The sequence below is a fragment of the Bradyrhizobium sp. UFLA06-24 genome (assembly GCF_054967145.1).
The window spans coordinates 50,388-71,214 of the sequence record NZ_JADFUE010000013.1 but is presented as its reverse complement, the minus strand read 5'-3'; the positions used below and the strand labels follow the sequence as shown (position 1 = coordinate 71,214).

Annotated in this window: 19 protein-coding genes; 14 read left to right on the top strand and 5 right to left on the bottom strand. The window is 64.0% G+C overall.

What is annotated here, in order from left to right:
* Window positions 1-37: 37 nt before the first annotated feature.
* Window positions 38-2,167: an acetate--CoA ligase family protein gene (locus tag IF809_RS13535; protein ID WP_128967243.1), complete on the bottom strand. Its 2,130-nt coding sequence runs from the start codon at window positions 2,165-2,167 to the stop codon at window positions 38-40.
* 345 nt (window positions 2,168-2,512) lie between these two features.
* On the opposite strand from IF809_RS13535, the gene IF809_RS13530 reads away from it, so the two are divergent.
* The 3 genes from IF809_RS13530 to frc all read left to right on the top strand — a co-directional run bounded on the left by IF809_RS13530 (window position 2,513) and on the right by frc (window position 6,344).
* On the top strand, window positions 2,513-3,208 hold the full coding sequence (locus IF809_RS13530) for a GntR family transcriptional regulator (protein WP_164939044.1): 696 nt from the start codon (window positions 2,513-2,515) through the stop codon (window positions 3,206-3,208).
* Between the two features lie 61 nt (window positions 3,209-3,269).
* The gene (gene oxc, locus IF809_RS13525; RefSeq protein WP_462837804.1) at window positions 3,270-5,003 is read left to right on the top strand and encodes an oxalyl-CoA decarboxylase; all 1,734 of its coding nucleotides are present in this window, start codon (window positions 3,270-3,272) and stop codon (window positions 5,001-5,003) included.
* A gap of 63 nt (window positions 5,004-5,066) precedes the next feature.
* On the top strand, window positions 5,067-6,344 hold the full coding sequence (frc, locus tag IF809_RS13520; protein ID WP_128967246.1) for a formyl-CoA transferase: 1,278 nt from the start codon (window positions 5,067-5,069) through the stop codon (window positions 6,342-6,344).
* On the opposite strand, the gene IF809_RS13515 is transcribed toward frc, so the two are convergent.
* Window positions 6,303-6,593 (bottom strand): hypothetical protein, encoded by a 291-nt coding sequence (locus tag IF809_RS13515; protein ID WP_462837803.1) that lies wholly within the window; start codon window positions 6,591-6,593, stop codon window positions 6,303-6,305. The two genes, frc and IF809_RS13515, sit on opposite strands and share 42 nt — an antisense overlap.
* Window positions 6,594-6,754: 161 nt before the next feature.
* Here IF809_RS13515 and IF809_RS13510 point away from each other — a divergent pair, with 161 nt between their 5' ends.
* Complete coding sequence (locus IF809_RS13510) at window positions 6,755-6,916, top strand: hypothetical protein (protein ID WP_462837802.1); 162 nt, start codon at window positions 6,755-6,757, stop codon at window positions 6,914-6,916.
* Window positions 6,917-7,076: 160 nt separating this feature from the next.
* Here the strand turns inward: IF809_RS13510 and IF809_RS13505 are convergent, their stop codons facing one another.
* On the bottom strand, window positions 7,077-7,694 hold the full coding sequence (locus tag IF809_RS13505; protein WP_462837801.1) for a TetR/AcrR family transcriptional regulator: 618 nt from the start codon (window positions 7,692-7,694) through the stop codon (window positions 7,077-7,079).
* 109 nt (window positions 7,695-7,803) lie between these two features.
* Between IF809_RS13505 and IF809_RS13500 the strand changes: the two genes are divergently transcribed.
* Window positions 7,804-8,658, top strand: coding sequence for an oxidoreductase (locus tag IF809_RS13500; RefSeq protein WP_462837800.1), 855 nt, complete (start codon window positions 7,804-7,806; stop codon window positions 8,656-8,658).
* A gap of 326 nt (window positions 8,659-8,984) precedes the next feature.
* On the opposite strand, the gene IF809_RS13495 is transcribed toward IF809_RS13500, so the two are convergent.
* Entirely contained in the window at window positions 8,985-9,974 is a 990-nt protein-coding gene (locus IF809_RS13495; RefSeq protein WP_462837799.1) for an alpha/beta hydrolase family protein, read from the bottom strand.
* Between the two features lie 267 nt (window positions 9,975-10,241).
* Between IF809_RS13495 and IF809_RS13490 the strand changes: the two genes are divergently transcribed.
* Complete coding sequence (locus IF809_RS13490; RefSeq protein ID WP_128967248.1) at window positions 10,242-10,685, top strand: SRPBCC family protein; 444 nt, start codon at window positions 10,242-10,244, stop codon at window positions 10,683-10,685.
* A 263-nt stretch (window positions 10,686-10,948) separates the two neighbouring features.
* On the opposite strand, the gene IF809_RS13485 is transcribed toward IF809_RS13490, so the two are convergent.
* A complete protein-coding gene (locus IF809_RS13485) occupies window positions 10,949-12,274 on the bottom strand; it encodes an Hsp70 family protein (protein WP_462837798.1) in 1,326 nt (441 codons plus the stop codon).
* A 282-nt stretch (window positions 12,275-12,556) separates the two neighbouring features.
* Here IF809_RS13485 and IF809_RS13480 point away from each other — a divergent pair, with 282 nt between their 5' ends.
* The 8 genes from IF809_RS13480 to IF809_RS13445 all read left to right on the top strand — a co-directional run bounded on the left by IF809_RS13480 (window position 12,557) and on the right by IF809_RS13445 (window position 20,714).
* Window positions 12,557-12,694, top strand: a complete 138-nt coding sequence (locus IF809_RS13480; RefSeq protein ID WP_164938782.1) for a hypothetical protein — start codon at window positions 12,557-12,559, stop codon at window positions 12,692-12,694.
* Between the two features lie 247 nt (window positions 12,695-12,941).
* A complete protein-coding gene (gene oxlT, locus IF809_RS13475) occupies window positions 12,942-14,231 on the top strand; it encodes an oxalate/formate MFS antiporter (protein ID WP_453979609.1) in 1,290 nt (429 codons plus the stop codon).
* Between the two features lie 255 nt (window positions 14,232-14,486).
* Window positions 14,487-15,821: an oxalate/formate MFS antiporter gene (gene oxlT, locus IF809_RS13470; protein WP_453979610.1), complete on the top strand. Its 1,335-nt coding sequence runs from the start codon at window positions 14,487-14,489 to the stop codon at window positions 15,819-15,821.
* 213 nt (window positions 15,822-16,034) lie between these two features.
* Entirely contained in the window at window positions 16,035-16,460 is a 426-nt protein-coding gene (locus IF809_RS13465) for a CBS domain-containing protein (protein WP_128967252.1), read from the top strand.
* Window positions 16,461-16,573: 113 nt separating this feature from the next.
* A complete protein-coding gene (locus IF809_RS13460) occupies window positions 16,574-17,593 on the top strand; it encodes a 2-dehydropantoate 2-reductase (protein WP_462837797.1) in 1,020 nt (339 codons plus the stop codon).
* Between the two features lie 11 nt (window positions 17,594-17,604).
* The gene (locus tag IF809_RS13455) at window positions 17,605-18,378 is read left to right on the top strand and encodes a fumarylacetoacetate hydrolase family protein (protein ID WP_244659285.1); all 774 of its coding nucleotides are present in this window, start codon (window positions 17,605-17,607) and stop codon (window positions 18,376-18,378) included.
* A gap of 183 nt (window positions 18,379-18,561) precedes the next feature.
* Window positions 18,562-19,968, top strand: a complete 1,407-nt coding sequence (locus IF809_RS13450; protein WP_462837796.1) for a hypothetical protein — start codon at window positions 18,562-18,564, stop codon at window positions 19,966-19,968.
* Window positions 19,969-20,006: 38 nt separating this feature from the next.
* Window positions 20,007-20,714 (top strand): hypothetical protein, encoded by a 708-nt coding sequence (locus tag IF809_RS13445; protein WP_462837795.1) that lies wholly within the window; start codon window positions 20,007-20,009, stop codon window positions 20,712-20,714.
* Window positions 20,715-20,827 lie beyond the last annotated feature (113 nt).

Here is a 20,827-nt window from a genome sequence, read left to right as displayed (position 1 = left end):
GGCCTCTCCCCGCAAGCGGGGAGAGGCGAACGCAGTCTCAGAGCAGACCCGCGCCGCGGGCCCACTTGTACTTGGCACCGAGCACCTCGACCGGCAACTCGGTTGAGTACGCATAGGCCGGGATGCCGTGCTGGTAGAGATATTCCGCGGCCTCCTCGACCTCGACGTCGCCGGCGAGCGAGGCGACCATCGGCTTCACGAAGCCCTTGGCCTCCATCTCCTTCTTCACCTCGACCATGTTGCGGGCGAACACCATCGGCGGCGTGACGATGGTGTGCCAATAGCCGAGGATCAGCGAATGGATGCGCTCATCCGACAGGCCGAGCTTCACGGTGTTGACGTAGGTGATCGGCGGCTCGCCGCCGGTGATATCCACAGGATTTCCGGCCGCGCCGAACGGCGGGATGAACTTGCGGAAGGCGGCATCGAGGTCCGGCGGCATCGACATCAGCGACAGGCCGTTGTCGACGCAGGAGTCCGACAACAGCACCCCCGAGCCGCCCGCACCGGTGATGATCAGTACGTTCTCGCCCTTCGGCGTCGGCAGTACCGGCACGCCACGGGCAAACTCGAGCAACTGGCGCAAGCTGCGGGCACGGATCACGCCGGACTGTTTGAACACATCCTCATAGATGCGGTCGTTGCCGGCGAGCGCGCCGGTGTGCGACGAGGCCGCCTTGGCGCCGGCCGAGGTGCGGCCAGCCTTGAGCACGATGACCGGCTTCTTCTTGGACACGCGCTTGGCGGCTTCCGCAAAGGCGCGGCCGTCCTTGAGGTCTTCGCAATGCTGCGCGATCAGGTTGGTGTTCGGATCCTGCTCGAAGAAGGCGAGCAGATCGTCCTCGTCGATATCAGACTTGTTGCCGAGGCCGACAATGGCAGAGACGCCCATCTTTGCCGATCGCGAGAAACCGATGATGGCCATCCCGATGCCGCCCGACTGCGACGACAGAGCTGCGTGGCCCTTGACATCATAAGCCGTGCAGAAGGTCGCACAGAGGTTCGCCGGGGTGTAGTAGAAGCCGTAGATGTTCGGCCCCATCAGGCGAATGTCGTACTTCTTGCCGACCTCGACGATCTCGGCCTGGAGCTCCGGCGCGCCAGCTTCCGCGAAGCCAGACGGAATCAGCACCGCGCCCGGGATTTTCTTCTCGCCGCATTCGGTCAGCGCGCCCGCAACGAACTTCGCGGGGATCGCGAACACCGCAACGTCGATCACACCCGGCACGTCCTTGACGCTCTTGTAGGCCTTGTAGCCGAGGATCTCGGCGGCCTTGGGGTGGATCGGGATGATCTCGCCTTTGTAGCCGCCGTTGATGAGGTTCTTCATCACGGAGTTGCCGATCTTGCCGTCCTCCGCGGAGGCGCCGATTACGGCGACCGCCTTCGGCTGCATGATGCGGTTCATGGCAGCTACGATCTCTTCGGTCGGACGCGGCTTCGGCTTCGGCTTGTAGGCGAAGTCGACGACGATACGCACGTCGGCGGCAGTTGCGTCCTTCGGCGTCGCGAACACCGGGTTGAGGTCGAGCTCGACGATTTCGGGGAAATCGGTGACGAGCTGCGAGACCTTGACGATGACGTCGGCGAGCGCCGTGCGGTTGACCGGCTCGCTGCCGCGGACACCCTTCAAAATTTCGTGCGCCTGGATGCCGTCGAGCATCGAGAGCGCATCCTCCTTGGTCGCAGGCGCGAGGCGGAAGGTGATGTCCTTGAGCACCTCGACCAGCACGCCGCCGAGACCGAAGGCGACCAGCTTGCCGAACGAACCATCGGTGATCGAGCCGACGATGACTTCGGTGCCGCCGGCCAGCATCTGCTGCACCTGGATGCCCTCGATCTTGGCATCCGCCTTGTACTTCCTGGCGTTACCGAGAATGGTCTCGTAGGCCTTCTCGGCATCCTCAGCCGTCTTGACGCCGACGATGACGCCGCCGGCCTCAGTCTTGTGGAGAATGTCCGGCGAGACGATCTTCATCACGACGGGGAAGCCCATCGCGGAGGCCATCTTGCCGGCTTCGCCCGCCGACTTCGCCACACCCTCTTTCGGCACCGGAATGCCGTAGGCATCGCAGACCACCTTGCCTTCGGGGGCAGTCAAGCTGGTGCGGTTGTCGGCCTTGACCTGGTCAAGGACCTTGCGGACGACGTCTTTCGGATTGGACATAGGCTTCTCCCTTGACCTTCAGTTCTTGCTTTGCAAAGCGCGCGGAATGCGGCTGCCGTGACACTTGCCATCGCCGCGCTCTGTTCCATCCGGCGGAACGGAGCGGCGAAAGGCCTTGATTACTCCGCCAGCTTGGATCAAAAATGGCTAGCGATGGCATTTGGTATGCCAGAAGCCAACTTGTCAAGTCGGAGCACCACTCGGAACGCCGCAAAAAATAGCCAGCTTGACATTCTGGCATTTGGTATGCCAAAAACTTTCCAGTCAATATTCCTGTAAAAGACGACTCCCCACTGGAGGAGAATCGTCGTGTCACTGCGGAAACCAACCAAGGCGTTGCCGAACATGGCCGAGGCAGACATCGCAATCGTTCGTATTGCCCCGGAGAGCAGCTTCAAGAACAAGGCTTATGATGCCTTGAAGGAAGCCATCCTCAAGATGGACATCTATTCGACGCCCGAGCCGGTGATGCTGGACGAGCGTGCATTGTCAGAACGCCTGGGTGTCAGCCGCACGCCGATCCGCGAAGCCATCGCGATGCTCGAGCAGGACGGTTTCGTGAAGACCGTGCCGCGCCGCGGCATCATGGTGGTGCGCCGGACCAAGAGCGAAATCGTCGACATGATCCGCGCCTGGGCGGCGCTGGAGAGCATGGCGGCCCGGCTCATCACCACCACCGCGCGCAAGAAGGACATCTCGGCGCTGCGCGACTTCTTCAAGGATTTTGGCAAGGACCGCCTGCCCGAGGATCACGTCGAGGAATATTCGAAGGCCAACATCGCCTTCCACCAGGCGCTGATCTCGTTGTCGGAATCCCCCGTGCTGGTCGACCTCACCAACGACCTCTTGCTGCACGTGCGCGGCTATCGGCAGCTGACGATCGGACGCAAGGACCGCACCGCGACTTCCCTGCCCGAGCATCTCGCCATGATCGAGGCGCTCGAGGCGCGTGACACCGAGCTCGCCGAGAAGCGCGCTCGCGACCACACCCTTGGCCTTGCCGCTTACGTCGAAGCGCATGGCCAGGAGCTCTTTAGCTAGCAACCTTCACCAGAAGGGCGAACAATTCGCCCCACTACTTGAGACCAGGGAGACAAGGCCCATGCTGAACACCGCGACCAAGTCCGAGGCACCGGGCACCGAGCAGGAACTGACGGATGGTTTTCATCTCGTCATCGACGCGCTCAAGCTGAACGGCATCAATACGATCTATAATGTGCCGGGCATCCCGATCACGGATTTGGGCCGCATGGCGCAGGCCGCCGGTATTCGCGTGATCTCCTTCCGCCACGAGCAGAACGCCGGTTACGCCGCGGGCATCGCCGGCTATCTCACCAAGAAGCCCGGCGTGTGCCTCACGGTGTCCGCGCCCGGCTTTCTCAACGGTCTCACAGCGCTGGCGCACGCCACCACCAATTGCTACCCGATGATCCTGGTCTCGGGTTCCTCCGAGCGCGAGATCGTCGACCTGCAGCAGGGCGACTATGAAGAGATGGACCAGCTCGCGATCGCAAAGCCGCTGTGCAAGGCGGCCTATCGCGTGCTGCACGCCCAGGACATCGGCATCGGCTTCGCCCGCGCCATCCGCGCCGCGGTGTCCGGCCGTCCGGGCGGCGTCTATCTCGACCTGCCGGCGAAGCTGTTCGGCCAGGTGATGAACGCCGAGGCCGGCCAGAAGTCGCTGGTCAAGGTGATCGACGCGGCGCCCGCGCAGATCCCCTCGCCCGCTTCGGTGAAGCGCGCACTCGATGTGCTGAAGAGCGCAAAGCGCCCGCTCATCATCCTCGGCAAGGGCGCGGCCTACGCGCAGGCCGATGAGGAGATCAAGAGCTTCGTCGAGAAGAGCGGCGTTCCGTTCCTGCCGATGAGCATGGCCAAGGGCCTGCTCCCCGACACCCACCCGCAATGCGCCGGTGCGGCCCGCTCGACCGTGCTGAAAGAGTCCGACGTCGTCATGCTGATCGGCGCGCGTCTGAACTGGCTGCTCTCGCACGGCAAGGGCAAGAGCTGGGGCGATCAGCCGAAGAAGTTCATCCAGGTCGACATCGAGCCGAAGGAAATGGACTCCAACGTCGAGATCGTCGCCCCCGTCGTCGGCGACATCGGCTCCGTGGTCTCGGCCTTCAACCAGGCGATGGGAACGGGCTGGACCGCCCCGCCCGCGGAATGGACCAAGGCGATCTCGTCCAAGCGCGAAGAGAACGTCGCCAAGATGGCGCCGAAGCTCATGAACAACAAGTCGCCGATGGATTATCACGGCGCGCTCGGCGTCTTGAAGAACGTCATCAAGGAGCACCCCGAGGCGATCCTCGTCAACGAGGGCGCCAACACGCTCGATCTCGCCCGCGGCGTCATCGACATGTACCGCCCGCGCAAGCGTCTCGACGTCGGCACCTGGGGCGTGATGGGCATCGGCATGGGCCAGGCGATCGCAGCCGCGCTCGAGACCGGTCACCCCGTGCTGGCAGTGGAAGGCGACTCGGCGTTCGGCTTCTCCGGCATGGAGGTCGAGACGATCTGCCGCTACAATCTGCCGATCTGCGTCGTCATCTTCAACAATGACGGCATCTATCGCGGCACCGACGTCAACGGCGCAAACGCCGATCCCGCCACCACGGTGTTCGTCAAGGGCGCACGCTACGACAAGATGATGGAAGCCTTCGGCGGCGTCGGCGTGAATGCCACCTCGCCGGACGAGCTGAAGCGCGCGGTCAACGACGCCATGAAGTCGGGCAAGCCGACGCTCATCAACGCCGTGATCGATCCGGCTGCCGGCTCGGAGAGCGGCCGCATCGGCAACCTCAATCCGCAGAGCGTTCTGCAGAAGAAGAAGTAAGTCCACCCCTCAACCCTTTACTCCCTGTGGTTCGCAGGGGCAGACAGAGTACGGAGCAAGACCATGACCAAAGCGCTCGAGGGCGTTCGCATTCTCGACTTCACCCACGTCCAGTCAGGACCGACCTGCACGCAGCTGCTGGCCTGGTTCGGCGCCGACGTGATCAAGGTGGAACGCCCGGGCGTGGGTGACATCACCCGCGGCCAGCTGCAGGACATCCCGAACGTGGACAGCCTGTATTTCACCATGCTCAACCACAACAAGCGTTCGATCACGCTCGACACCAAGAACCCGAAGGGCAAGGAAGTCCTGACCGAGCTGATCAAGAAGTGCGACGTGCTGGTCGAGAATTTCGGCCCCGGCGTGCTCGACCGCATGGGCTTCCCCTGGGAGAAGATCCAGGCGATCAACCCGAAGATGATCGTCGCGTCGATCAAGGGCTTCGGCCCCGGACCGTACGAGGACTGCAAGGTCTATGAGAACGTCGCGCAGTGCACCGGCGGCGCCGCCTCCACCACCGGCTTCCGCGATGGCCTGCCGCTCGTCACCGGCGCGCAGATCGGCGATTCCGGCACCGGCCTGCACCTCGCGCTCGGCATCGTTACCGCGCTCTATCAGCGCACGCATTCGGGCAAGGGCCAGCGCGTCACCGCCGCGATGCAGGACGGCGTGCTCAATCTCTGCCGCGTCAAGCTGCGCGACCAGCAGCGCCTCGCCCACGGTCCGCTCAAGGAGTACAGCCAGTTCGGCGAAGGCGTGCCGTTCGGCGATGCCGTGCCGCGCGCCGGCAACGACTCGGGCGGCGGCCAGCCCGGCCGCATCCTGAAGTGCAAGGGCTGGGAGACCGATCCCAACGCCTACATCTACTTCATCACCCAGGCCCCGGTCTGGGAGAAGATCTGCGACGTGATCGGCGAGCCGACCTGGAAGACCGATCCGAACTACGCCAAGCCGGCGGCCCGCCTGCCGCGCCTCAACGAGATTTTTGCGCGCATCGAACAGTGGACGATGACCAAGACCAAGTTCGAGGCGATGGAGATCCTCAACAAGGACGACATCCCCTGCGGTCCGATCCTGTCGATGAAGGAGATCGCGGAAGACCAGTCACTGCGCGCGACCGGCACCGTGGTCGAGGTCGACCACCCCACCCGCGGCAAGTACGTCTCGGTCGGCAACCCGATCAAGCTCTCGGACTCGCCGGCCGAGGTCACCCGCTCGCCGCTGCTCGGCGAGCACACCGACGAGATCCTGCGCTCGGTGCTCGGCTTCAGCGATCACCAGGTCGCCGACATCCACAAGTCAGGCGCGCTCGACCCGCCGCAGAAGCAGGCCGCCGAGTAAGCGGAACCGCTTCGACCAAGACAAAGGGCCGCCCTCGGGGCGGCCCTTTTGCATGAGCAAGGCTGCGCGGCCTCGGGCCCAAACCAGAAACTGAAAAACAACCCCATGCACAGTAGCCAACGCCTTGGCCGCCAAGCCAATTTCGTATTTTTCGAATTTTTGTTGACGCGTCGGGCAAAACAGGGGTAGGATGTCACGATCCGACAGAGCGAGCACCTGCACCCAACCATCCTGGATCGCGCAGCTCATCGCTCTCCGAGTTGCGCACGGAAACATGTCACGCTTCGTCGAACTCGCGGTGAAATCCCGGTGTCCGGAAGGTCTCACCCCGGATTCACCTGACGATTGCTGGCGCGGCAATTTCGAATCAAGCCGGTACGGAGCGCGACGTTGCCGCACGCACGGGCGACTTGCCGATCGACGATTGGCTGGCCGACCTGACGCGCATTGACGACGCTGTCGCCAGAGCGAAGCCTACGCTGCGCGAACACATCGGCCCGGTACGCGACGCCGTCATTGCGCGGAACAAGACGTCTGCCGCTATGGAAGCAAAGAGCCGGCTCGGGTCGTGAGAATTGCTTATTGGAACGACTGGCGGCTGGCGGTGTCCGCTGGCTGCCCATGGCAGACAAACAGTGGTGCAGATGATCCCGGCGCCAGCGCCTGCCCCACTGCATAGAGCGAGCATTCCCCCCAGACGGTCACGCATTGGCGCAATCGAAGACCTCTCAGTCAATGCCCCAAATTAATCCGGGTCGCGCGAAGAATATCATCCGACAGCTTGGGATCGTTCACGGCCCGGGCAAGCACGAGTGCCCCGACCAGCGATGACAAAGTCGCGAGCGCCTGGTCTTCTCGCCGCTTCTGCTTCGAACCTTTTCCCACGCGGCTGCTCAACCACGCCACCACGCCTTTGACCCCGGCCGTGAAACGCTCGCGCGCGCCATTGCTCTGGTATCGTATTTCGCAACACAAGGCCGCAAACGGACAGCCACGTCCGGGATCATCACGGTGCTCTGCCGACAGGTATTGGGAAACATAGTCGCCCAGCCCCCCGCGCAGCTCGTGCACTTTGGACGCAATCGCGTCCGCCACGGCTTCCTCGACGAGCCGCTCCTTGGAGCCGAACTGGCTGTATAGGCTGCCGTGAGTCATGCCGGCGGCTTCGGTCAGAGCGTCCACGCCCACACCGGAAATGCCGCGTTCCCGCATCAGGCGGGATGCGGATTTGAGAATTCGGTCGCGGTTTTCGGCCGTTTTTTCCTTCGAAATGCGCATGCTGGAGAACCTTTGAGGAATCTTGGCCCGCGAAAACAGCAGGGCCTTGACATTTATAATTACGATCGTCATCTAATTCAATCATTACGATCGTAATTTAAACGAACGGACCAGAACGAACCGATGCCGGCCCCTGTGCGATTTGATCGCCCTCCGCCGCCGACATCTTCAGGAGAAGCAGATGGCTCAGTCCCATGGGAAGATCGCACTCGTGACCGGCGCCTCGTCAGGCATCGGCGAAGCAACCGCCGAGCGGCTCGCGAAAGCCGGCTACAAGGTCTACGGCACCAGCCGTCGTGGGGCCGAGACCAGCAGACGATCGTTCGAGATGCTGTCGCTCGACGTGACCAGCGGGGAGTCCGTGGATGCTGCCGTCCGCGAGGTGATCGGGCGCTCAGGCCAAATCGATCTGCTCGTGAACAACGCGGGGTTCGGTGTCGCGCCGGCGGCCGCGGAGGAGAGCTCGCTCGACCAGGCAAGGTCGATCTTCGAAACCAATTTTTTCGGACTGGTGCGGATGACCCGCGCCGTCGTGCCCCACATGCGGCGCGAGAGACGCGGCCGCATCATCAACATCGGTTCCGTCCTGGGCTTCCTGCCGATGCCGTATGGCGCGCTCTACGCCGCGACCAAGCACGCCGTGGAGGGCTACTCGGAATCGCTCGACCACGAGCTTCGCATGTGGGGAATCCGCGTTTCGGTCATCGAGCCCGCCTACACAAAGACGCCGTTCGATGCGAATTTTGTCGAACCCGATGCCAAGCTCGATGAATATGGCGCCATTCGTGCCGAGGTCAGTAAGCGGGTGAACGAAGTGATGGCAACTGCCGAACCGCCGGGCGTCGTTGCCGACACCGTGCTGGAAGCGGCCAATGCGGCACGCCCGAAGGTCCGGTACACGGCCGGCCGCCTCGCAGGCCGCTTGCGCTTGCTTCGGCGCTTCGCACCAGCGGGCCTCGTGGATGCCGGAATTCGCAAGGACCTGCGGCTTGACGACGGTCGTGTCGCAGGCGCAGGCCGCGCGCGCGCGTTCTGACGAAGGCGCCCGTGACAAGCGCGGACTGCCGTCAACACACGACCAGGCCCCGAACAAACTCACGCGCAGGGGCACATGAAGAGCGGGCTGGGATCAGGTCGCACTGGCCGAAATGCCTCGGCCGTCACTCGAGCCGAACGACATTCTGGTTGGGGTTCACGCCGCCGGCCTCAATCCCATGGACACCATGGTTCCGAAAGGGACAATAAACCCGCGGCGCCGCGTTGAGCGGCGTCGGCGCGGGAAGCGCCGCAGGTGGCGGCAGTTCCACCACCATTGACGTCGGCAGTTGCAATTGGCCCGGGAATTTCTCGGCCGCTCGGTGCTTACGGACCTCCGCCAGCGAGCTGCTCGCCAAAATACTTCACCACCGCCGCGTTGAACTCGCGGTGAAATCCCGCCCTGTCGAAGCCTGCCGGCGTGTCGGTGCAGATGCGCGGGACGGCCGCGGCAAGTTCGGCCGAGCACGGTGCGAGGAAGGCGAAGTGGCCGGCCGCTACAACATGGATGTCCGGCTTTCCGGGCAAGCCGTCCGCGACGCGCGCGGTGCCGGAGCCATCGCCGACCCCGGGGCCGCCGAACTGCGAGCGCCAGAACTGAAAAGGCACTTTGACCAAAGCGAGGTTCTCCCGCGTCAGGGTGCCCGGTGCGGGATCGACGATCACAGCCGCGCGGATACGCGCATCCTGGATCGGCTCCGGCGGGGTCACGCCGCTGTGCAGTTCGGCGCAACTGCCGGTCGTCTCCTTGCAGAGGCCGGCAACCCTCGCGAAATCCGGCCTGGTCCCCATCAGCACGAAGCCGGTCGCCCCGCCGAGCGAGAACCCGAAGAAGCCGACCTTGGCAGGATCGATCACCGCCCTGTCCTTCCAGTCCTTCAGCAGAAAATCGAGCAGTCGGACGATGTCCGCCGGACGCGATGCCCAGACCGACAGCGTGTCGCGCCGCGAGGAATCGTTGGTGGTGTCACCGGGGTGATTGATGGCGGCGACGATGAAGCCGGCGTCGGCCAGCGCCTCCTCGGTGTCATGGTTCGCGCCGAACCACCCGCCCCTGCCATGCGAGAAGATCACGAGCGGCAGCCTTGCGCCCGTGACCGGACAATCCTTCACGCCCTTCAGGTCGAAATCGGCGCCGACCGCAAGATTGCCAAGCGCCACATGCGTCGGCTCCGCCGCGCACGGATACCAGATCGCGCCCGACAGCGCCGGATCGGCATCGAGAAGCTGAATGCCTGCCGCCTTTGCAAATGAGCCAAGAGCAAATGAACCAAGACAGCAGAGTGCGACTGCGAAAGCCCGAATTGTCCTGCGCAAGGCAAGCCCCCCGATTTCGCGCCGGAGTTGAGCCGGCAACGGTAGCGGAATTGTGGCTTTGGAACTCGCTTTGCCGCGGGTGCAAGTTCGTTCGATCGTCGGGCCGTGAGGAGAGTTATCGTTGCGGCAATCGACAGCTGGCGCCCTGAACCAATTTCAGCAAAAAATGGGAATGCCGTGTCGGATCGACCCCACCTCCTTCGTCCTCGTGACGTGAATGGGCGAGATGCCGAATTCACGCCCAATAATGCAAGAGGAAGAACAATCATGCCCGGCACCGTACGCCTGCACCGCGTTCTCACGACCAGCCCGGACAAAGTCTATCGCGCCTTCGTCGAGGCGGACGCCCTGGCAAAATGGCTTCCGCCCAACGGTTTCACCTGCACCGTGCACCATCTGGAGGCCAAGGTCGGCGGCACCTTCAAGATGTCGTTCCGGAATTTCACGACGGGCAACGGCCATTCGTTCGGCGGCGAATATCTCGAGCTCGTTCCGGGTCAGCGCCTGCGCTACACGGACAAGTTCGACGATCCGAACCTGCCGGGCCTGATCGAGGTGACCGTGATCCTGAAGAAGGTCTCGGTCGGCACCGAAGTCGATATTACCCAGGCCGGACTTCCCGACGTCATTCCCGTGGAGGCCTGCTATCTCGGCTGGCAGGAATCGCTGCGCAATCTGGCAAAGCTCGTCGAGCCGGAGATCAATCAATAGCGACGACGTTCGTCTCGCAGGGTGGGCAAAGGCGCACTTGCGCCGTGCCAGCCAACCTCTCGCGACGATGACGGACGCGTGGGCACGCTTCCGCCTTCGCTCTTCGAGCTACGGCGGACAAGCCGCTTTGCCCACCCTGCGGCACTGTTGGATCCGGTACGTAGCTCTCCCCACGTCATTGCGAGCGCAGCGAAGCAATCCAGAACTTTCCGGAGAAACAGCATGGATTGCTTCGCTGCGCTCGCAATGACGGAGAACGATCGTCACGGGCCCTTCTTCAGCCCGCCGTCCGCGGTCCAGCGGTCCGGCTCGGGACTGTGGCCGATCAGCGCGAGGCCGTAGGCGATCGACTCGAACTGGTCGCCCGACATCAGCCGCTCGTTGCCGAAGCGGTCGGCGAACAGTTTTCGCACCGCCGGCACGAACGAGGTGCCGCCGGTCAGGAACACCTTCTCCACCTCGCGCGCGGTGACGCCGGCTTCATTCAGCACCTTGTCGACGGTTGCTCCCAACCGCGCCACGTCATCGGTGATCCAGCGATCGAAGTTCTTCCTCGTGATGGCCGCGCCAATATCGACGCCGCCAGCCTTGAAATGGAAGTCCACCTCGTCCCGCGACGACAGCGCGACCTTGGCGTCCGACACCGCGCGATAGAGCGAGAAGCCGAGGTCGAGGTCGACGATGGTGATGAAATCCTCGAGCAGTTCAGGCTTCAGCGCGGTGCGCGCGAGCTCACGCAGCTCGCGGAGATCGCCGTTGCTCTTCATCAGCGCGAGCTGATGCCAGCGCGCGAGGTTGGTGTAGTGGCTGTTGGGGATCGGGAGCACCTTGTCGAACGAACGGAAGCTCGAGCCCTTGCCGAGCCGCGGCGAGACGACGTGGTCGACGATGCGATAGTCGAACGTGTCGCCGGCAATCCCGATACCGGCGTGGCCGAGCGGCTCGGCACGCAAATGCCCGCCGGCGCGCGAGAAACGCATCACCGAGAAGTCGCTGGTGCCGCCGCCGAAATCGGCGACCAGCACGGTGGCATCGCGTTCCAGCCTTCGGGCGAACGAGAACGCCGCGCCCACGGGCTCGTAGACGTAGCGGGCATGGCCGGCACCCAAGCGCTCGAACGCGGCGCGGTAGCGCTGCATGGCGAGGTCATCGTCGGGATTGCCGCCGGCAAAGCGCACCGGGCGACCGACGGTGATGTTCGCCGCCTCGAAGCCGAATTTCTCGCCGCCATGGCGCGCCAGCGTGCGCAGGAACGCGGCGAGGATGTCCTCGAACTTGAAGCGCTGCCGGAACACCTGGGTGGTGTTGAAGCTGGAGCTCGCCGCGAAGGTCTTGAACGACTGGAGGAAGCGGTAGACGTGGCGGCCTTCGAGGAACTGCTCGATCGCCCACGGGCCGCCCTCGGCCTGGGCTCCGGCGCCCGGCCGGTCCTCCCAGAAGCACAGCGCCGAGACATAGGTGCTGTGGCGCTGTCCACCGTGCTCGAACCTGACAGCCTCGACCCGGCGGTCGTCCGCCGCGAGCGCGACGACGGTATTGCTGGTCCCAAAATCGATGCCGATCGAGACGGCGGGCGAGGCGCTCGACATGAACCACTCAGATGGATTGATGGAAAGGGGGCGCACCACTAACCGTTTTGCAGTGCGGTGCCAAGAGCCCGGCTCTAGGTCGGATCCGTAGGTCCGCCCCCCAATTCAGCCTAAAACGGCAGGTTTTGAGCTCTACTGCGCTGCTTAGAGAACCGTTATGCTGCAATGCGGCAGATCGAATGCTGCCATGCAATGGCATGCATGGACATTGGCATCTGGTATACATAAAACAACCTTCGAAATGAGACAGCAATACTGACTGTCCCACGAAAGGGAATTCCGATGTCCAAGACCGCTTCCGTCGCGCTCGCGCCCTCCGCCTCGCTGTTCGCCCGCTTCATGGCCGCCGTCGACCGCTTCCTGATGGCGAGCGCCGAGATCTCCAATCACAACGGCGATCTGCCGCGCTTCGGCCTGTAAGGCTCAACGCCTGAAGCTGGCGCGTCGAATTGTCGCGCCGGTTGTAAAACCAGCGAACTCCTACTTTGGAAGAATGGCCCCGCGCGTCGGGGCCATTTCTATTTGAGATCAGGCACATTCGCGCAGCTTCGAACGAGGTTGCGTCATAAGCGCACAATGGGCCGGCGCGCGCTTGAAGCTTGGCATAATGAATACAAGAATGCCGCCAACGCGCGCTCAAAAAAACAGAAGCGCTATTGGAGGAAGCATGACGGACATGGTGCAGACATCTACGGCTCCTACGGCCGCACGCGTCAGCGACACGTATCGCTGGGCGCAATTGGCGATCGGCGTCGCGGCCATGGTGATGATCGCCAATTATCAATATGGCTGGACGTTCTTCGTCCCCGATATCCAGAAGACATTCGGTTGGGATCGCGCCTCGATCCAGTGGGCTTTTACTCTGTTCGTTTTGTTCGAGACCTGGCTGGTGCCGGTCGAAGGTTGGTTTGTCGATAAATACGGTCCGCGACTCGTCGTGCTCGTCGGCGGCGTGCTCTGCGCGATCGGCTGGGCGATCAACGCGCAGGCCACCACGCTCAACGGTTATTATCTCGGCATGATCATCGCGGGCATCGGCGCCGGCGGCGTCTACGGCACCTGCGTCGGCAATGCGCTGAAATGGTTTCCCGACAAGCGCGGTCTCGCCGCCGGCATCACCGCCGCCGGCTTCGGTGCGGGCTCGGCACTGACCGTCGCGCCGATCCAGGCCATGATCAAGGACAGCGGTTTCCAGACCACCTTCCTCTATTTCGGCCTCGGGCAAGGCATCGTCATCTGCGTTCTCGCCTTCTTCCTGCTGGCGCCGAAGGCAGGCCAGGTGCCGAATGTGGTGGCGAATGCGGCGCTGCTGCAGAGCCGGCGCAACTACCAGCCGACGGAAGTCTTGCGCCAGCCGATCTTCTGGCTGATGTACTTCATGTTCGTGATCGTCGGTGCCGGCGGCTTGATGGTGACGGCGAATCTGAAGCCGATCGCAGTCGACTGGAAAGTCGACGCCATACCGGTCACGCTCATCGGCATGACCATGACCGCGGTGACGTTCGCTGCGACCATCGACCGCGTGCTCAATGGCCTGACGCGTCCGTTCTTCGGCTGGATCTCCGACATGATCGGCCGCGAGAACACGATGTTCATCGCTTTCGGCATGGAAGGCGTCGGCATCTGGATGCTCTATCTCTGGGGCCACGATCCGATCTGGTTCGTGATCCTGTCGGGCTTCGTGTTCTTCGCCTGGGGCGAGATCTACTCGCTGTTCCCCTCGACCTGCACCGACACGTTCGGCGCGAAGTTCGCAACCACCAATGCCGGCCTGCTCTACACCGCCAAGGGCACCGCCGCACTGCTGGTGCCGCTCGCCAACTACGTGCAGCAGACGTCAGGCCATTGGGACAACGTGTTCATCATGGCGGCCGGCGCCAACATCCTGGCCTCGCTGCTGGCGATCATGGTGCTCAAGCCCTGGCGCAAGACGGTGGTCGCGCAATCGACCATCTGATACGCCTCACCAGCGCCACCTCGCTCACGACGCCCGGCCTCGCGCCGGGCGTTTTCGTTTTGCCGAAAACGCCGCATCGGAAACCCGGAAGGAACCAATCATTTTGCTGCGTCGCGTCAGAAGATAGGACTTGCATTCTGGAATATGGTATACCAAGCTGCCCGCCACGCTTGCGACGATAAGCCACAATATTTGCGACACTCCGTCATATTGGCCGAGCCTGCCGCGACCAGACAAGCGCTTGGGAGGTTGTTGATGATTTCCAGCACGGATGGCGCCGTCACGGCCGCGCCTCTTCGCACAAGTTTCCGTTGGCTCCAGCTCGTGATGGGCATCGTCTGCATGGCGATGATCGCCAACCTGCAATACGGCTGGACGCTGTTCGTCGATCCGATTGATCACGCCCATCATTGGGGTCGCGCCGCGATCCAGCTCGCTTTCACCATCTTCGTCGTCACCGAGACCTGGCTGGTGCCGGTTGAGGCGTGGTTCGTCGACAAATACGGCCCGCGCATCGTCATCATGTTCGGCGCCGTGATGATCACGCTGTCCTGGGTGCTGAATTCCTACGCTGACTCGCTTCCCCTGCTCTACACGGCGGCCGTCCTGGGCGGCATGGGCGCGGGCGCGGTGTACGGCACCTGCGTCGGCAATGCACTGAAATGGTTTCCCGATCGCCGCGGCCTCGCCGCCGGCGCGACGGCCGCGGGCTTCGGCGCGGGCGCAGCCCTCACCGTGGTGCCGATCGCGAAGATGATCGCGACATCAGGCTATCAGAGCGCATTCTTTACGTTCGGAATCGGCCAGGGCCTGATCGTGCTCCTGCTCGCCTTCTTCATCCAGCCGCCGCGGATCTCCATCCCGCCGAAGAAGAAGCGGCTCAATCTGCCGCAGACCCACATCGACTTCACCCCGCCGCAAGTGCTGCGCGCCCCGATCTTCTGGGTGATGTACGTGGTGTTCGTCATGGTCGCCTCCGGCGGCCTGATGACCGCGGCGCAGATCGCCCCGATCGCGCACGACTTCAAGATCGCGGACACGCCGGTCTCTCTCGCCGGCTTCCAGATGGCGGCGCTGACGTTTGCGATCTCGCTCGACCGCATCTTCGACGGCTTCGGACGTCCGTTCTTCGGCTTCGTGTCCGACACGATCGGCCGTGAGAACACCATGTTCATCGCCTTCGGCACCGCGGCGCTCATGCTGTTGACGCTGTCGACCTATGGCCACGTCCCGCTCGTGTTCGTGCTGGCAACCGCGGTTTACTTCGGCGTGTTCGGCGAGATCTACTCGCTGTTCCCCGCGACCTGCGGCGACACCTTCGGCTCGAAGTTCGCGACCACCAACAACGGCATGCTCTACACCGCGAAGGGCACCGCCTCGCTGCTGGTCCCGCTCGCCAGCGTGATCTCGGCCGCCTATGGCTGGAAGGCCGTGTTCGTGGTGGCCGTGGCCCTGAACGCGACGGCCGCGCTGATGGCGCTGTTCGTGATCAAGCCGATGCGCCGCTCCTTCATCCTCGGCAACGAGGCCGAGAGCGCCAGCACCGCACCTGCACCTGCCGAGACCCGCGCCAAGACCGGGACGGCCTGAGCTGCCACAGACCGACAGAACGAACGAAAGGGGCGAGGGGCGCAGCGATGCGCCCCTTTTTCTTTGTCTGCTTTCCTTGCGCGCTTTCCGTGCTTCGCGATGACAAACGTCAGCACTACTGCCGCAAGATTTTTCGGATCAGCCAAATCCAGCGCTTGACGATTGGCATTATGTATACCACACTTGCCTCAACGTTCACCCAGGGAGGTTGCAATGCTGGTCGGAGACATTCTGCGCAAGAAGACGCCGCGCGTTGTCACGGTGCGTATGAACGAAACGGTAGGGATCGCCGCCAAGCTGATGCGGGCCAACAACATCAGCGCGCTGGTGGTCAAGGACGTGGTCCGCTCCGAAGGCAACACGGCCGTCGGCATGTTCACCGAGCGCGACGTGGTGCGCGCGGTCGCCGAGCACGGCGCGGGCGCCGTCAACGTCAAGGTCTCGCAGCTCGTCTCGGTGCAGCAGCTCGTCTCCTGCACCTCCGCCGATACGATCGAGCACGTCCGGCATCTGATGAACCGCAATCACATCCGGCACCTGCCCGTGATCGACGACTACAGCCTCGTCTCCGTCATCAGCATGCGCGACATCGCAGCTGCCGTCGACGAGGCGGCCAACTCGACGCCGCAAGCGGCCTGATCACCTAAAGCGGCAGCTCCTCTTCCCCCCGCGACGACCGGCCCCGGCTCGGACTTGATCCGAGCCGGACCGGATCATTCGTCCCAAATTCCGCTACCCCCCGCGAGGATTTCATGAAGATCTGCATCTACGGCGCCGGCGCGATCGGCGGATATCTCGGTGTGCAGCTGGCGCGCGCAGGCGCTGACGTCAGCCTGGTCGCGCGTGGCGCCCACCTCGCCGCGATGCGCGAGCGCGGCCTGACGCTGCTCGCAGGCGAGGAGACGCACACCGTCCATCCCCGCTGCACCGACGATGCGACCGAGCTCGGCGTGCAGGACTACGTCGTCGTCACGCTGAAGGCGCATTCGATCACCGGCGTGATCGAGAAGATGCAGCCGCTGCTCGGGCCGCATACCCGCATCGTCACCGCCGTCAACGGCATCCCCTATTGGTACTTCTACAAGCACGGCGGCGCGTACGAGAATTCGACGCTGGAGAGCATCGATCCCGGCGGAAGGCAATGGCGCGAGTTAGGCGCCGAACGCGCCATCGGCTGCATCGTCTATCCCGCCACCGAGATCGAGGCGCCCGGCGTGATCCGCCACGTCTACGGCAACAATTTCCCGCTCGGCGAGCCCTCCGGCGAGATCACCGCCGACGTGCAGCGTCTCGCCGACCTGTTCGTCGCGGCCGGGCTGAAGGCGCCCGTGCTCGACCGCATCCGCGACGAAATCTGGCTCAAGCTGTGGGGCAATGTCTGCTTCAACCCGATCAGCGCCCTCACCCATGCCACGCTCGACGTGATCTGCACCGATCCGTCCACGCGGGCGCTGTCGCGCGCGATCATGATGGAGACGCAGGCGATCGCCGAAAGCTTCGGCGTCAAATTCCGCGTCGACGTCGAGCGCCGCATCGAGGGCGCCCGCAAGGTCGGCGCGCACAAGACCTCGATGCTGCAGGATCTGGAGCGTGGCCGCCCGATGGAGATCGACCCGCTCGTCACCGTGGTGCAGGAGATGGGTCGCCTGACCAAGATCCCGACGCCGGCGCTCGACTCGGTGCTGGCGATGGTCACCCAGCGCGCCCGCGTCGCCGGCCTCTATGACGGCGTCTCCACGCCATCGGATCCTCGCGCACTGGCGGTGGCGTGATGGCGAGCGAGATGAAACGGTGGCTCCGCTTCCGCCACGCCGGCACCACGGGCTTCGGCACGCTGGAATCTTCAGGCATCAGTGTGCACGAAGGCGAGATGTTCGGACGCAATGCGGCCAGCGGCAAGACACTGGCGCTGTCGGAGGTCGAGCTGCTCGCGCCCTGTGCGCCCAGCAAGATCGTCGCGCTGTGGAATAATTTTCACGCGCTGGCGGCCAAACTCAATCAGCCCGAGCCGCCGGAGCCGCTTTATCTGCTCAAGGCCACCACCACAATCACGAGGCCGGGCGCCGTGATCCGTCGTCCGTCCTACTACGACGGCAAGACGACCTATGAAGGCGAGCTCGGTATCGTCATCGGCAAGACTTGCGCGCGCGTCTCGCCTGATGAGGCCGACGGCTTCATCTTCGGCTACACCTGCGTCAACGACATCACCGCCAACGACATCCTGACCAGCGATCCCACCTTCCCGCAATGGGCCCGCGCCAAGGGCATCGACGATTACGGCCCGTTCGGCCCCGTCATCGCGACCGGCCTCGACCCGGCCAAGCTCACCGTCCGCACCATTCTCAACGGCGCGGAGCGGCAGAACTATCCGATCTCCGACATGATTTTTTCCGCGCAAGCCCTGGTGAGCAAGATCTCCCACGACATGACGCTGCTCCCCGGCGACCTCATCGCCGTCGGCACCTCGGTCGGCGTCGGCGTCATGAAGGAGCCGGTGAACACCGTGACCGTGGCGATCGACGGTATCGGCGAGCTCACGAACGAGTTTCGACTGTAATTCCAGTCGTTCCAGGGCGCGCGGAGCGCGCCGCGCCGAAATGACGGCCAAGGTGTTGGCGCCACCGCCGGCCGAAGCGCCCAGCTGTGGATCACCAACCCGGCGCGACGCCCGCCGCTTGATCTGGGTTCCGCTCTCCAATAGCAATCATGGCGAAAATGTGCGCCGGCCGAGGACGTCACGATGTGGCTGTTTTTCCTGGTTGCCTGGTTTGTCCTGCTCGCCGCCATCGCGTTTCTCGCTCCGCAGGCGTTTGGTTACGACGTCGTCCATTTGCCCGCCCTGTTCGCGAGTCTGGCGATGCCGCAGCGCATCGCAACCGGCGCGATCCTGGTGCTCGCTCTGGCGCTGATCGGGGGCTCGGCCTGGCGGCTCTCGCGCCAGGACCGACGGCTCGACAGCTTGCGCGACCGCTTGAGGAAGACCCGCGAAGACGTCGTCGTCGCCCACGCCCTGCAAAACCACCTCGACACCACCGTCCAGCACCTGATCGAGAGCGATCCCCGCGAGGCCGTCTCGGCGCTGCACGACAAGCTGGGCGAGACCGAGCAGCGCGCACTCCTGCAGCAGAGCCGCAACCAGTCCACCGACATGCACGACCAGCTCGCCGAGATCCGCCGCCGCCAGCAGGCCTTGCGCGAGATGGTCGGCAAGGTCGCCGATCAGCGCCGCGCGGTCGAACCCGTCTTCACCGAGGTCCGCGACCGCCAGAACCAGCTCGAACGCGCGCTGCTCGACCTCGAAACCGACGACCGCAAGAACAATCTCGCCGACCGGTTGAAGGACATCGGCCGCGACGTGTCGGCGCTGCTCGGCCGGGTGGGCGCGGTGCAGGCCACGTACGCGACGCTCAATCAATACAAGGACGATCTGGCGAAATCCCATGCCGAGCTGGCTCCGCTGCGCTCATCCGATGCCGGCATCAACGCCCTGATCGGCGAGCTCAGCCTCAGCCATAACAGCCTCGCCAAGACCATCGACGAGCTCGAGACCGGCGGCGAAGCCCCGCTCAGCGCACGCGTGGAGACGCTGTCGAAGAACAGGAACGAGATCGAGCAGCGCCTCGCCCGGATCGACGACAGCGCCAACATCCTCAAAAGCATCCGGCTCGATTTCGAGGAGCTCGCCCAGCGCCAGGCCCAGCTCGACCGCTCGCTCGCCGAGGTCGAGAACGATCCCGGCGGCAAGACGCTCACTGAGCGCCAGAACGCGCTGAACGATTTCATTCTCCAGTCGCGCCAGCGCCTCGGCGCCCTGCAGGAAACGCTGGCAACGCTGAACGCCTTCAAGGCGGAGCTGTCGAAATCGCAGGCCGACCTCGTGCCGCTGAAGGCACCGGTGTTCGGCATCGAGGCCATGATCGCCGATGTCAGCGCCACCCGCGATCTTCTCGCCAGGACCGTCGGCGAGATCGAGGCCAGTGGCGACGTCACGCTCGCCTCGCGCGTCGATGCACTGAGCAAGAGCAAGCGCGAGGTCGAAGACCGCCTCGCCCGCATCTTCGACAATTTCAACGCGCTCGACGCCTTGCGTAAGGACATCGGCGGCATTTTCTCGACCATCCGCAACAGCCTGAACCGGATCGGGTAGATTCGAACCGCCGGCCATCTGGGCGCGACCAACAGCCCATGCGCTTCATCCTCGGCTTCCTCTCCGGTCTGCTCGGCGCGCTCGCCGGCTGGGCGGGCCTTGCCGCGCTGATCGTCCTGCTGGCTGGCTCGGACCGCGACGGCGGCATCGCGATGGGCGCCTTCTTCGACATCGGGCCGGTCGGCGGCGTGATCGGCCTGATCGCCGGCGTCTGGCTGTTCGTGCGCTTCGGCCTGGTCCGGGCCGAGCTGCCTGCGGAAACCTCCGATGCCGCGCCTCAACACGCTCCGCGGCTGTCCTTCCCTTTCGCCGCCACCGTTGCGCTCATCGTCGCCATCCTGGGCTGGTGGGGATGGTACGAATTCATCCGCTCGCCCAATCTCAGTCACGGCTTCATGACGCTCCAGGTCGAGTTTCGGCTTCCTGCCGGCATGAGCCTGCCGGACAAGGAAGAGGACGTGCGGATCGAGATCGAGGAAGCGTCGGGCTATGCCAACGCGATGTTGCCTCCCAACTGGCGCGCGCATGACGGCGAGCGCCGGGCGATCATCGCCACGGCCTTGCTGATGTACAAGACACGCCACCGCGCCGTCAGCCTGACGCTGCCTGATGTGCCCACGCAGCGCTGGCTGATCGACCTTCCCTCCGATCCCGATCCCACGCCCGGCTTTTCCCCCTGGCGCGTCGCGAACGAGCCGTCGCAAGCAAAGATCGAGATGCATTTCCGGCTCAGCGCGGACCGCTGAACCGCGCCTGGCACACCCAAGACATTCCGACACAACATCACATCTGCGCGCGCCCATTCAATTGCCGCCAACATGTCCCGCGGGTGCCGCACTGTGGTCGCATTCCGTCGTCC